The following is a 12,995-nucleotide window of genomic DNA, read 5'->3' on the forward strand; positions in this document are numbered from 1 at the left end:
GCCACCACGGCCGGGGCTCCCGCCATTTAACCCACAAACCACACAGCCATTGGCCCCACAAACAGGCAGCCATCCCGGTCCTGCAATGCCGGTAAAGTTGGTGTTCATGGACAGTCTTTTCAGCCACGCCGAACCGGATTCCGAGCCGTCCCAGGAGGCCGGCAACGAGTTGGATCCGCTGGTCTTCACCGCCGTCGTACCCGCCACGGTGTCCCATGCATTCATGGGCTTCACGGACCACCCGCACCTGTGGTGGCCGCTGGAGGAACACAGCGTTTTCGGTGCAGGATCGCACGTGGAGTTCGAAGAGAACCTGATCCTGGAAACTGCCGAGGACGGCCGCACCTCTGTATGGGGCACCATCGACGACTGGCAGCCGCCCCTGTCCTTCCACGCCAGTTGGTATCCCGCCAGCACCGCGATATGGTCGACGGAGCTTCGCGTAGCCTTCCGCGCCGTGGATGGCGGCACTGAAGTGAAGTTGGTCCACGATGGCTGGGAAGGCGCCGAAGACCCAGCGGCGACGCGAGAGTCGTACGCGGAAGGCTGGCCCGGCGTCCTGGAGCGTTTCGCCCGGTTCATGGGCGGAGCCAGTGCCTAGGATCCGCCGGCTGGCGCGTTCCGATTGGCAGCTGCTGCGCGATGTCCGGCTTGAGATGATTGCCGACACCCCCATGGCATATGTCGAGAGCCTGGCCGCCGCGAAGCGTCAGACGGACACCCAATGGCAGGAACGGGCCGCCGCGATGTCGGAGGACTCGAGCGTCACGCTGGTGGCTGACGGCGGCCAGGACGGCAGCAGGATCAGTGCCCTCATGCGTGTGGTCATCAAGCACCCCCAAGAGCCAGGGAGGCCGCGGCAAGTGATGCTGAGCAGCGTCTATGTTGCCCCCGAGCACCGCGGCCTGGGTCTGGCCGACCAGCTGTTGCTGGAATCGTGCGCCGTCGCAGAGACGGATCTGGGGGCAGGAATCATCGAGCTGGGCGTCCACGAGGACAACACCCGGGCCCTGAAGTTCTACGAGCGCCATGGCTTCCGAACCACCGGGGCCAGGAGGCCCTATCCGCAAGACAAGTCAAAGTCCGAGCTGGTCATGGAACGGCGTTTGTCCTAGCCCCGCGGCCCCACTGAACGGCGGTCGCCAGGAACGGCGGTGCTGGACCTGACCACGAGCTTGGTGGGGTGCCTGGTGTCGTCCGCTTCCAGGACCAGTCCGCTGTTGATTGCCCCGCTATTGATAGCGCCCAGGAGGGTGCGGACGGCAAGCGCGCCCTGGCCCTTGGCGTCCTGGTCGATGGTGGTCAGGCCGAAGACCTTGCCAAGATCGTGCCCGTCGATGCCGATGACCGAGAGATCATCCGGGACGCGCAGGCCGAAGTCACGCGCGGCGAGAATGGTTCCAATGGCCATTTCATCGGACGCCGCGAACACGGCCGTGGGCCGCTCAGGGGCGCTGGCCAGCAGCTGCCGGGCCGTTGCATACGCGCCCTCGATGGTGAAGTCCGCGGACACTAGCCATTCGGGACGGACCGGACAGCCGGCGTCGTGCATTGCCTTTTCAAAACCGCCGCGGCGGGTGCCGGGCAACTTGAAGTCCTGTTCGTAGGCTTCGTCTCCGGTCATGTGGGCGATCTTGCTGTGCCCCAGCCCGATGAGGTGGTTGGTGGCTTTCTCCGCGATGGCGAAGTCATCGATCCTGATGGTGGCGGCGCCGGGCAGGGGTCCGCCGATGCCCACGATGGGCCGGTGGACCGCGAGGAGCTGTTGGATTTCGTCTTCGCTGAGCTCCAGGGAGACGGCGATGACGGCGTCCACCCGCTTGCGGAGCAGGAAGTCGTTGAAGACGCTGTGCCGGTGCTGCGGGTTCTCGCCTATGTTGTAGAGGGTTAGGTCGTAGCCAGCCTCGAGGAGCGCGGCCGAGGCGCCCTCGACCACCGCCGAATAGAACCAGCGGTGGACCGAGGGAACCACGAGCCCGACGTTATGCGTGCGGCCCGACGCCAGGCTAGAGGCATGGTAGGACAGCACGAAGCCCAGCTCGGCGGCGGCGGCCCGGGCACGTTCACGGCTGGCCGGGGAGACATTGCCCTTGCCGCTGAGGGCGCGGGAAACGGTGGCAACGGAGAGCCCTGCACGCACGGCCACATCCTTGATGCCGGTCATCGCCGCTCCTCGCTGGAAATTATCTGGCCTTGAGCCAAATGGTCTCTCCCGAGCCTAGTGGATCGGTGCCCTCCGCCGCTGAACTGCGCTGAATTGAACCGCGCTGAACTGAACTGCGCAGCAGGACCTCACCGGGCGGCAGCGGCAGCGGCTCCGCGCCCAGGTTCATGACCACCAGGGTGCTGCCATTGAGGTACGCCAGCGAGCTATCGCCGCAGTAATCTTCAGCCCAGGCGTGGGAGCCCTCGCCCAGCCGGAGCGTGCTGCGCTGGGCGAGCATCTCCCGGTAGAGGTTAAGGTGCGACGCCGGATCCGCCTCTTGCTTGTCCCTCGCCAGGGCACTCCAGGACTCCGGGAGCGGCAGCCAGGGGTCCAGGCCGTCGCCGAAGCCGGCGTGGAGCTCGGCGGAGCGCCAGGGCAGCGGAACACGGCAGCCGTCGCGGCCGATCCGGGCGCCGCCGGTACGGGCGAAGGTGGGGTCCTGGCGGAGGCTGCCTGGGATGTTGGTGGCGTCCGGGAGGCCGAGCTCTTCGCCCTGGTACAGGTAGGCGCCGCCCGGGAGGCCCAGCATGAACATGGTGGCCGCGGCGGCCCGCCGTCGTCCGAGCTGTTCGTCCGGCTGCGGATCGTTGGGGCCGATCCCGTCGCCGTCGCGCGGGCCCGGCCCGTCGTAACCGAAGCGCGAGGCGTGCCGGACGACGTCGTGGTTGGAGAGCACCCAGGTGCTGGGGGCCCCGACGGCGTCGAGCGCGATGAGGGAGTCCGAAATGACGCTCCGGAGCCGGTCCAGGTCCAGTCCGGCGTGCAGGAATGGGAAGTTGAACGCCTGGTGCATTTCATCGGGCCGCACCCACTGGGCCAGCCGGGGGAGCGGATCCACATTGGCTTCGGCGCACAGGATGCGGTCCGGGCCGTACTCGTCCAGGATGGAACGCCAGCGGCGGTAGATGTCGTGCAGGGCGGGCTGGCCGAACATGGGGGCCTCGTGGCCGGGGAAGCCGTCGGTGCTGTTGCCATCCGCGCGGCCGCCCCAGTCCGGCAGGCCGGCGGCCTTCACCAGCGCGTGGGCCACGTCCACGCGGAACCCGGAAATGCCGCGGTCCAGCCAGAAGCGCAGGACACGTTCGAATTCGGCGTGTACCTCGGGGTTGTCCCAGTTGAAGTCCGGCTGCGAGGAATCGAAGAGGTGCAGGTACCACTGCCCGGACTGCCCGTCCGGCTCCGTGACGCGCGTCCACGCGGGGCCGCCGAAGTGTGACTGCCAGTTGTTGGGCGGCTCGGTGCCGTCCGGTCCTGCGCCGTCGCGGAAGATGAACATGCCCCGTTCCGGGCTGCCGGACGGTGCCGCCAGGGCAGCCTGGAAGGCCACGTGCTGATCGGAACAGTGGTTGGGGACGAGGTCCGCGATGATGCGCAGCTGGAGCCGGTTTGCCTCCGCGATGAGGGCATCGAAGTCCGTGAGGCTGCCGAACAGGGGATCGACGTCGCAGTAGTCACTGACGTCGTAGCCGGCGTCCCGCTGCGGCGAACGGTAGAACGGCGACAACCACACGGCGTCGACGCCCAGGCCGGCGAGCTGCGGGAGCTCTGCGGTGATCCCCGCCAGGTCGCCGATCCCATCGCCGTTGAGGTCCCGGAAAGACCGCGGATAGATCTGGTAGATAACGGCGGAACGCCACCATCCGTGGGCCTTGGAAGCGTCATGGATGGGCGTCAGCGCGCCAAGGGCCGGAGCCGCGGGGAAGAGCAAAGAGTCAACGGACATAGGGACATCCTAAGAGACAAAACTGGAAAACTGAAAGCGTTTCCAGTTAGCGTTCTCCTGTGAGTTATCCACATACGACACCTTGCGGGTTTCCCAAGCGGGGAGTTGACGTGTACTTTTGGAAGCGCTTACAGTTGTGAGCCACATCACCGATGATGCCACGGGCCCCCTGAGGCCCAGCCGTGGAAGCAGAATTTAGGAAAGGGACACCAATGAAGGTGCACAACACCCTCGCGACCCAAACAAGCCGCCGCGTCTTCGCCACCGGCGCCATCTCCGTGGTCGCGGCCCTGGCCCTGAGCGCCTGTGGCGGCGGCGCCTCCAGTGCCCCGGGCTCGGCCGCTGCCAAGCCCGACCTCAAGGCCGCAGGTGCAGGAACCATCACCATGTGGGTGGATGCCGAACGTTCCCCGGCGTTGAAGGAGATCACCGAAAAGTTCAAGGCGGACACCGGCATCGAAGTGAAGCTCGTGGTCAAGGACTTCGCGGCCGTCCGAGACGACTTCATCACCCAGGTCCCCACCGGCAAGGGCCCGGACCTGATCGTGGGACCGCACGACTGGATCGGCAAGTTTGTCCAGAACGGCGTGATCGCCCCCGTGGAACTCGGCGACAAGGCTGCCACGTTCCAGGACTCCTCGATCAAGGCCATGAGCTACAACGGCGCCGTCTACGGTGTGCCGTACGCGGTGGAGAACATCGCCCTCCTGCGCAACACGGCCATCGTGGACGCCAAAGCTTCCACTTTCGAGGACGTGGTGGCCAACGGCAAGAAGGCCGTGACCGAGGGCAAAGCCACCTTCCCGTTCCTGGTGGGCATGGACCCCAAGCAGGGCGACCCCTATCACCTGTACCCGCTGCAGGCCTCGCTGGGCTCGCAGGTCTTCGGCAAGGGCGCCGACGGCGGCTACGACGCCAAGCAGCTGCTGATCGGTGACGCTGCCGGCGTCGAGTTCGCCAAGAAGCTGGCCGCCTGGGGCGACGCCGGCGAAAAGATCATCAACTCAAACATCACGGGCGATATCGCCAAGGAGAAGTTCCTCGCCGGCGAATCCCCGTACTTCCTGACCGGTCCGTGGAACGTGCCGGACGTGCAGAAGAAGGGCATCAAGTTCGCCGTGGATGAGCTCCCGGCCGCCGGCGGCTCGGCAGCCCAGCCGTTCATCGGCGTCAACGGCTTCTTCATCAGCGCCAAGAGCGCCAACGCCCTGGCCACCAATGAGTTCGTGACCAACTACCTGAGCTCGGAGCCTGCCCAGGACTCCATGTACAAGGCAGGCGGCCGCCCGCCGGCCCTCAAGGCCTCCTTCGAGAAGGCCGCCAGCGATCCGGTCGTTGCGGCGTTCGGCAAGATCGGCGCCACCGGCGTGCCGATGCCGGCCATCCCCGAAATGAGCGCGGTCTGGGCCGACTGGGGCGCCACCGAGCTGGCCATCATCAAGGGCCAGGGCGATCCCGCCGAAGCCTGGACCAAGATGGCTGCCAGCATCAAGGCCAAGATCGGCGGCTGACGCCGCACCCGGTGACTCCACCGGTCTGCCCGGGGCCGGGCGGCACACCACCGCCCGGCCCGTGCCAGCCGCAAACCGCTTTCTCCAAGGATCGAAACAGCCATGCCAAAGCCAGACCTCCTCCACGAAGCACCAGACACCACTGCCACCCGGGCCTCTTCGCCCGGCAGCGGACCCGCTGGCCTGGGCGCCAGCCGAAACCGAAGCCGCGCTGGCAAGCGCCGCTTCGGGCCCGACTCCCTCAGGGGCATCATCGTCAAGATTGTCCTCCTGGGGCTGGTGGATGCTTTGGCGGTGTACGTGCTGATGATGCTCTTCCTGAGCCAGTCCTGGGCCGCCCTGGCGGTGTCTTCCCTGGTGGTGCTGGGGATCAACTGGATCTACCTGCGCAAGGGCGGACTCCCGGCCAAGTATCTGGCACCGGGCGTGTTGTTCCTGCTCGTGTTCCAGGTCCTGGTGGTGTTCTTCAGCGGCTACATCGCGTTCACCAACTACGGAGACGGGCACAACAGCACCAAGGATGACGCCATCGCGGCCATCCAGCTGACCGCCCAGAAGCGCGTCCCGGATTCTCCCGCCTACAAGGCATCCGTGCTCAGCAAGGACAACAGCTTCCATCTGCTGTTCACGGATCCGTCCGGCAAGGTGCAGCTGGGCAGCAACGGCGAACCGCTGGCCGATGCTCCCGGTGCAGGCAAGGACTCCACTGGCAAGGCCAACTCCCTGCCCGGCTATGAAACCCTGGCCTTCCAGGAGATCGTTGCCAACCAGCAGGAGATCCTCAAGATCACCGTTCCCGTCTCGGACAACCCGGCTGACGGGACCCTGCGCACCGCGGACGGCAGCTCGGCCTACCAGTTCAAGCCCGCGCTCAGCTTTGACGCCGCCGCCGACACCTTCACGGACACCGAGACCGGTGCCGTCTACCGGGACAACGGCAAGGGCGCCTTCGCCGACAAGAGCGGCCAGACGCTCTCCACCGGGTGGAAGATCGACGTCGGCATGGACAACTTCGCCCGGGCCTTCACCGATCCCAGCCTCCGCGGGCCGCTGCTCGGCGTGATCATCTGGACCTTCACTTTCTCCGTGGCCTCCGTGGCGCTGACGTTCATCCTGGGCCTGTTCCTGGCAACAACGTTCAACCGCGAGGACCTGCGCGGCAAGAAGGTGTACCGGATCCTGATGATCCTGCCGTACGCCTTCCCGGCCTTCCTGTCCGGGCTGGTGTGGTCCGGCATCCTCAACCCGGAGTTCGGCTGGCTCAACCAGACACTGCTGGGCGGGGCCAACATCGGCTGGCTCACCGATCCGTTCCTGGCCAAGATCAGCGTGCTGGTGGTGAACCTCTGGCTCGGATTCCCCTACATGTTCCTGGTCTGCACGGGCGCCCTGCAGTCCCTCCCGACGGAACTGGACGAAGCGGCCCGCATGGATGGCGCCTCGGCCTGGCGCGTCTTCCGCTCCATCAAGCTGCCGCTGCTCCTCGTGTCCGTGGCGCCGCTGCTGATTTCCTCCTTCGCGTTCAACTTCAACAACTTCAACGTCATCTACATGCTGACCGGCGGCGGACCGCGCTTCGCGGACACCGACCGCGACATCGGAGCCACGGACATCCTGATCACCCTCGTCTACAAGGTGGCCTTCGGCCAGGGCACCGGGCGCGACTACGGCCTGGCCAGCGCGCTCGCCATCATCATCTTCATCATCGTGGCCACGATTTCGGCCATCAGCTTCAAGCAGACCAAAGCACTCGAGGACGTGAACTAATGAGCGAGGCACAGGCACGCACCCTCCCCGCTACCCGGAAAACAGCGCCCGACGGCGGACCCGCACCGCTCGCTCCGAGGCGGCGTCCGTTTGGGGCCTGGTTCAAGGACAAGGGCTGGCGGCACGTCGTCGGGATAGTCACCACGATCTTCGCGGTGTTCCCGCTGCTGTACGTGCTGTCCGCGGCCCTGGACTCCAGCGGCACCCTGGTGGGCTCCAACGGACTGTTCACCAGGATCGACCCCGGCAACTTCACCGCCCTCTTCAACGACCCCAGCCGCCCCTTCGGCCGCTGGTTCGTGAACACCCTGGTGGTGGGCGTGGTGACCTCCGCCGCCACGGTCTTCCTCGGAGCCATGGCCGCCTACGCGTTCTCCCGCATGCGCTTCAAAGGCCGCCGGATCGGCCTGTTGTCCCTGCTCCTGCTGCAGATGTTCCCGCAACTGCTGGCCGTCGTCGCGATCTTCCTGCTGCTCAGCGGCATCTCGCAGGTCATCCCTGCCCTGGGGCTGGGCAGCCAGCTCGGCCTCATCATGGTCTACCTGGGCGGCGCCCTGGGCGTGAACACCTACCTCATGTACGGCTTCTTCAACACGGTCCCGCAGTCCCTCGACGAGGCCGCCAAGATCGACGGCGCCAGCCACGTGCAGATCTTCTTCGGCATCATCCTGCGCCTGGTCACCCCGATCCTGGCCGTGGTGGGGCTCCTGGCCTTCATCGGCATCTCCAGCGAATTCGTCATTGCGAGCGTTGTGCTGACGGACCCGGACAGCCAGACACTCGCCGTGGGGCTCTACTCCTACGTGGCCCAGCAGCGCTCCGAGAACTGGGGCGTCTTTGCCGCGGGCGCCGTCATCGCCTCCATCCCGGTCATGGCGCTCTTCCTCTTCCTCCAGAAGTACATCGTCAGCGGCCTCACCGCCGGCTCCGTGAAAGGCTGACCATGCCCATCGCCCTTCCCCACCACGACGGTTCCCCGCTCCACGCACCCGCCTCCGTTCAGCTGGGCGAAACCGTCCGGCTCCGGATCCGTATTCCGCACAGCTGGGGGAGGGCGTCGCGCGTGTGGATCCGGTCCGTCCAGGACGGCGAGCCGCGCTACGACGCCGCGCTGAAGCTGGGCGAAGCCGAGGGCTGGGACTGGTGGGAAGGGTCGATGCTGGCGGCCAACCCGGTGGCCCGGTACCGCTTCCTGCTGGAAGCCGGAGGCCGCTACTGGAGCCTCAATGCGCAGGGCCTGTTCAGCAGGGACGTCTCCGACAACGCGGACTTCCGCCTGAGCAGCTACGCCCAGGCCCCGGACTGGCTGCGCCGCGCCACGATGTACCAGATCTTCCCGGACCGCTTTGCCCGCTCCACGCAGGCCGACGGCCATCCGACGCCGGACTGGGCCATCGGCTGTTCGTGGGACACGCCCGTGGTGGGCGCGGGACCGGAAACGCCCGTGCAGTTCTACGGCGGCGACCTGCCCGGGATCATGGACAAGCTGGACCACATCCAGGACCTCGGCGCGGACGTCATCTACCTGACGCCGTTCTTCCCGGCGCGCTCCAACCACCGCTACGACGCGTCCACCTTCGACGCCGTGGATCCTCTGCTCGGCGGGGACCAGGCCCTGGTGGACCTGGTGGAAGCAGCGCATGCCCGGGGCATCCGGGTCATGGGTGACCTGACCGCCAACCATTCCGGCGACGCCCACGAATGGTTCGTGAAGGCGCTCGCCGACGCCGGCTCGGAGGAAGCGGGCTACTACTACTTCAGCCCGGACCATTCGGAATACGAGTCGTGGTGGGGCGTGCCCTCGCTGCCCAAGCTCAATTGGTCCTCGGAGGCGCTCCGGCGCCGCTTTGTGCTGGACGACGATTCGGTGGTGGCCCGCTGGCTGAAGCCTCCGTTCAACCTTGACGGCTGGCGGATCGACGTCGGGAACATGACCGGGCGCCTGGGCTCCGTTGATCTCAACCATGACGTCGCGCGGCTCATCGCCAAGCGCGTGCGAGAGATCAATCCGGACGCCGCACTCTTGGCGGAATCAACCTCCGACGCAGCCCCGGATTTCAGCGGCGAACACTGGCAGGGCGCCATGACGTACTCCAACTTCACCCGCCCCCTGTGGTCCTGGCTCGCCAAGGACGCCCCGCACGTGAACTTCTTCGGCACGCCACTCGCAGGGCCCAACAAGGTCGACGCGGAAGACTTCCTGGCAACCCACCTGGACCTCGCCTCCGGATTTAGCTGGGGTGTGCGAAATCAGAACATGAACGCCCTCAACACGCATGACACGGCGCGGGCGGCCACGGTGATGATCGACGGCGGCCAGGAGCTCGGGGCCGTGCTGATGTTCACCTTGCCGGGCGTTCCGGTGGTGTTTGCCGGCGATGAGTTCGGCCTCGAAGGGTTCAACGGCGAGGACTCCCGGACCCCCATGCCGTGGCCCGAAGCGGGGGCGGCGTCCGGGCCGGCAGCCGTGGAGGGGCCAGCACGGCCGGTCAAGGACCTCCGGACCAGCTATTCGGCACTGGGCCGGCTGCGGCGCCAGCAGCCGGCCCTGACGGAGGGCGGGCTCCGCTGGATCCACGCCGAAGGCGATGTGCTCGTCTTCATCCGGGAAACACCGGAATCGTCGGTGCTGGTGGCGGTTGCCCGGAGCGGCGGCGAGGCCCTGCTGGACAGCACCGTCCTCTCAGGACCGCAGCTCGACGCCCTTCGCAAGGCGCCGGACTTTGCCAGCGGACGGCTCACCGCAGACCCGGTGCCGGACGGGGTGCAGTTGTCCGCGGCAGGAGCTGCTGCTGCCGTGTGGACTCTCCCGGGAACTGTGTTCCCCACGATCCGGACGGGGCAAGATCTAGACTTGGAGCACTGAAAACACTGCGAAGACTGCCGGTTTGGCGTGTCCGCGGTGCACACGTGCAAAGGAACCATCTTGTCTGACTACACGGCCGTGGCCGGCAGCACCGAGGAAAACACCGCAGGCAGCGGAGCCGGCAACGAGGCCTTCCTGGAACGCCTGTCCTCCCGGCTCTCCCACGCCCAGCTGGCCCTCGACGAAGCCACCCGGAACAGCTATTCGATCGACCAGGGACCCATCGTGGACCGGCATCTGCCGCTGGCCGTGGTGTGGGCCGAATCCGTGGAGAACGTGCAGCACATTGTCCGCAGCTGCGCTGCGTACGGCATCCCCATTGTGGCCCGCGGCGCCGGCACGGGCGTCTCCGGCGGCGCGCATGCGAGCAGAGGCTGCATCGTGCTCAGCCTGGAACGCATGAACCGCATCCTGGACCTCAACCCGGACGACGAGACCGCCGTCGTCGAGCCCGGCGTCATCAACGCCGGGCTGAACGCTGCTGCCGCCGAACACGGCCTCATGTACGCGCCTGACCCGGCGAGCTTCAAGATCTCCACGATCGGCGGCAACGTGGCCACGAATGCCGGCGGGCTGCGGTGCGCCAAGTACGGCGTAACGCGCGATTCGGTGCTGGCACTGGACGTGGTCATGTCCGACGGCTCGCTGCTGCACACCGGCCACCAGACCTTCAAGGGTGTGGCCGGCTATGACCTCACGGCGCTTCTGGTGGGCTCGGAGGGGACCCTGGGGATCGTGGTGGGCGTGACGGTCCGGCTCAAGTACCTTCCCCATGAGGTCCACACCGTGGCCGCCTTCTACCCGGACTTCCGTAGCGCCGCCGCCGGCGTGCTGGCAGTGGGCAAGGCCCGGGTCCAGCCGGCCATCATGGAGTTGCTGGACAACGGCACCTTGCAGCAGTTGGACGAGATGAACGGCTCCGAGCTGCAGTCCCGCGGGAAGTCGCTGCTGCTTGTCCAGACGGACGGATTCGGTGCCGCCGCCGAGGCCGAGGTGGTGCGCCGGGTCCTGGCGGCCGGGGGCGCCGTGGTGACCACCGAGGCCAGCGAGGAAGCCGAGCAACTCGTGGAGCTGCGGCGCAACAGCCGCGGCGCCGAAGTGGACGACGAATTCCGCGTGGGCGAAGACATTGCGGTGCCGCGTTCACGGCTTGTTGATTTCGTGGCGGAGCTCGAAGCCATGGCCTCCCGGTACCGGGTGGGGCTCAAGGTGGTGGCCCATGCCGGCGACGGCAACCTGCACCCGACGTTCTGGATGGACCGCGTGGATGAGCAGACCGACGCCGCGGCACTGCTCCGGCTCAACGCTGCCCTGGACGAATCCATCCGGGTTGGCCTGGATATGGGCGGCACCATCACCGGCGAGCATGGGGTGGGCCAGTACAAGCTCCGCTGGCTGGGCCTGGAACAGCCCGAGCCCGTGCGGGAACTGCAGCGCCGGATCAAGGACCTCTTCGACCCCGCAGGCATCCTGAATCCAGGCAAGGCCATCTAGCTTTTCTGGTATCCCAAAAATGCGACGCGTTCCCTGATGTCACAAACCATGTCCATATTTCGGTGCATTTACTTTGATGGATTCTACCCATAGTCTTATTTGGTATACCAAAAGAGACGAAAAGGGGACCATCCCGTGCGCGACGAGCACCAGGGCAGCAGAGGCCTGCCCGGCAACAGCAAGCGATCGACGGCGGTCTGGGTGCTGCTTGCCCTGGCTCTCGTTTCGATCAATCTCCGCCCGGCCATCACCACCATCGCCGGTGTCATGGGGCAACTGGAATCCGGATTCGGCGTCGAAGGGCGGCTGCTCCCGCTCCTTGGGGCTGTGCCGGTGCTGGCCTTCGGGATCGCCGCCCCCATCGGCCCGTGGCTGGCCCGCAGGCTGGGTTCCAGCCGGGCCGTCGCCGTCGCGCTCCTGGTGCTTGCTGCGGCGTTGGCAGCCCGCGCCCTGGTTCCGGGTTTCCTGTTTCCCGGAACCTTCCTGGCCGGAGCAGCCATCATGACGGCCAGCGTGCTGCTGCCGCAGATCGTCAAGGAGCGCCGGGGAACCGGATGGTGGACAGGCTTGTGCACCATGGGGTTCGGCCTCGGCGCGGCACTGGGGGCCGGGCTCGTCCAGCCCCTGCAGTCTGCCCTGGGCGGCAGCCTGGCCTGGGCCCTGGCAGTCTGGGCAGTCCCGGCGGTGTTGGGAGCGCTGTTTGTAGGCGGTGCCGCAGGGCGCCGAGCGGTGCCAACGGCCGACGCCCGGGCGTCCACCACGGCGGCGGTGCCCCTGCGGAAGCAGCGCACGGCCTGGGCCGTTGCCGCCTTCTTCGGGCTGCAGGCCATGCTCTACTTTGCCATCACGTCCTGGCTGGCGGTCTTCCTGGAATCCAAGGGCCTGCCGGCCGCAGAATCCGCGGCATTGCTGGCCTGGTTCAGTATTGCCGGACTGCCCGCCAGCCTCCTGGCTCCCGTTCTTGCTAGCCGGCCGAGGGTCCTGAGGATCATGGCCCCCGGACTGGGCATCCTCATAGCAGCAGCGCTGCTGGGCGTGCTGGCCGCCCCGGCGGGGATGCAGTTCGCGCTGATAGGCGTGCTGGGCTTTGTCCAGAGTGCCCCCTTCGGCCTGGGCATGGCGTTGATCGTGCTCCGCTCGGCGGGGCCGCGCACCGCAGGGCGGCTGTCCGCCATGAGCCAAGGGCTCGGCTTCGCCGTGGCCTCGCTCGGCCCGCTCGTTGCCGGGCTGCTGCACGGGTGGACCGGCGGCTGGACGCTCAGCTTCTTCGTGCTGGCGGGCGTAGCACTCCTGGTTGCCGTGGCGGGCTTCGCTGCCGTCCGGGGGCCGGTGGTGTCTGTCGGCGAAACCACCGCGGACCGCCCAGCGGAACCAGCCGCCGTCGGGCGTTAAACAAACAGCGCGAACGGGCAGCAGATGACCCCTGAA

General features: G+C 67.0%; 10 protein-coding genes. 8 read left to right on the forward strand and 2 right to left on the reverse strand.

Annotation, left to right across the window (positions count from 1 at the left end):
* Positions 1 to 106 precede the first annotated feature (106 nt).
* On the forward strand, positions 107 to 601 hold the full coding sequence (locus NVV90_RS03960) for an SRPBCC domain-containing protein (protein ID WP_258439893.1): 495 nt from the start codon (positions 107 to 109) through the stop codon (positions 599 to 601).
* On the forward strand, positions 594 to 1,115 hold the full coding sequence (locus NVV90_RS03965) for a GNAT family N-acetyltransferase (RefSeq protein WP_258439894.1): 522 nt from the start codon (positions 594 to 596) through the stop codon (positions 1,113 to 1,115). The genes NVV90_RS03960 and NVV90_RS03965 overlap by 8 nt, the downstream gene beginning before the upstream one ends.
* Here the strand turns inward: NVV90_RS03965 and NVV90_RS03970 are convergent.
* Positions 1,112 to 2,164 carry a LacI family DNA-binding transcriptional regulator gene (locus NVV90_RS03970; RefSeq protein WP_258439895.1) on the reverse strand — a complete coding sequence of 351 codons (1,053 nt, stop codon included), beginning with the start codon at positions 2,162 to 2,164 and terminating at the stop codon, positions 1,112 to 1,114. The two genes, NVV90_RS03965 and NVV90_RS03970, sit on opposite strands and share 4 nt — an antisense overlap.
* A gap of 19 nt (positions 2,165 to 2,183) precedes the next feature.
* Positions 2,184 to 3,929, reverse strand: a complete 1,746-nt coding sequence (locus NVV90_RS03975; RefSeq protein WP_258439896.1) for a glycoside hydrolase family 13 protein — start codon at positions 3,927 to 3,929, stop codon at positions 2,184 to 2,186.
* A gap of 212 nt (positions 3,930 to 4,141) precedes the next feature.
* Here NVV90_RS03975 and NVV90_RS03980 point away from each other — a divergent pair, with 212 nt between their 5' ends.
* From NVV90_RS03980 to NVV90_RS04005, 6 genes are all read left to right on the forward strand, one after another.
* A complete protein-coding gene (locus tag NVV90_RS03980; RefSeq protein WP_258439897.1) occupies positions 4,142 to 5,440 on the forward strand; it encodes a maltose ABC transporter substrate-binding protein in 1,299 nt (432 codons plus the stop codon).
* 102 nt (positions 5,441 to 5,542) lie between these two features.
* Complete coding sequence (locus tag NVV90_RS03985) at positions 5,543 to 7,207, forward strand: ABC transporter permease subunit (protein ID WP_258439898.1); 1,665 nt, start codon at positions 5,543 to 5,545, stop codon at positions 7,205 to 7,207.
* Complete coding sequence (locus NVV90_RS03990) at positions 7,207 to 8,148, forward strand: sugar ABC transporter permease (RefSeq protein WP_258439899.1); 942 nt, start codon at positions 7,207 to 7,209, stop codon at positions 8,146 to 8,148. Before NVV90_RS03985 ends, NVV90_RS03990 begins: the two co-directional genes overlap by 1 nt.
* 2 nt (positions 8,149 to 8,150) lie before the next feature.
* Entirely contained in the window at positions 8,151 to 10,073 is a 1,923-nt protein-coding gene (locus NVV90_RS03995) for a glycoside hydrolase family 13 protein (protein WP_258439901.1), read from the forward strand.
* A gap of 144 nt (positions 10,074 to 10,217) precedes the next feature.
* Complete coding sequence (locus NVV90_RS04000; RefSeq protein WP_258441064.1) at positions 10,218 to 11,567, forward strand: FAD-binding oxidoreductase; 1,350 nt, start codon at positions 10,218 to 10,220, stop codon at positions 11,565 to 11,567.
* A 135-nt stretch (positions 11,568 to 11,702) separates the two neighbouring features.
* Positions 11,703 to 12,959 (forward strand): MFS transporter, encoded by a 1,257-nt coding sequence (locus NVV90_RS04005; RefSeq protein ID WP_258439903.1) that lies wholly within the window; start codon positions 11,703 to 11,705, stop codon positions 12,957 to 12,959.
* Positions 12,960 to 12,995 lie beyond the last annotated feature (36 nt).

The sequence above is a fragment of the Arthrobacter sp. CJ23 genome (genome assembly GCF_024741795.1).
In the GTDB taxonomy this organism is placed as follows: domain Bacteria; phylum Actinomycetota; class Actinomycetes; order Actinomycetales; family Micrococcaceae; genus Arthrobacter.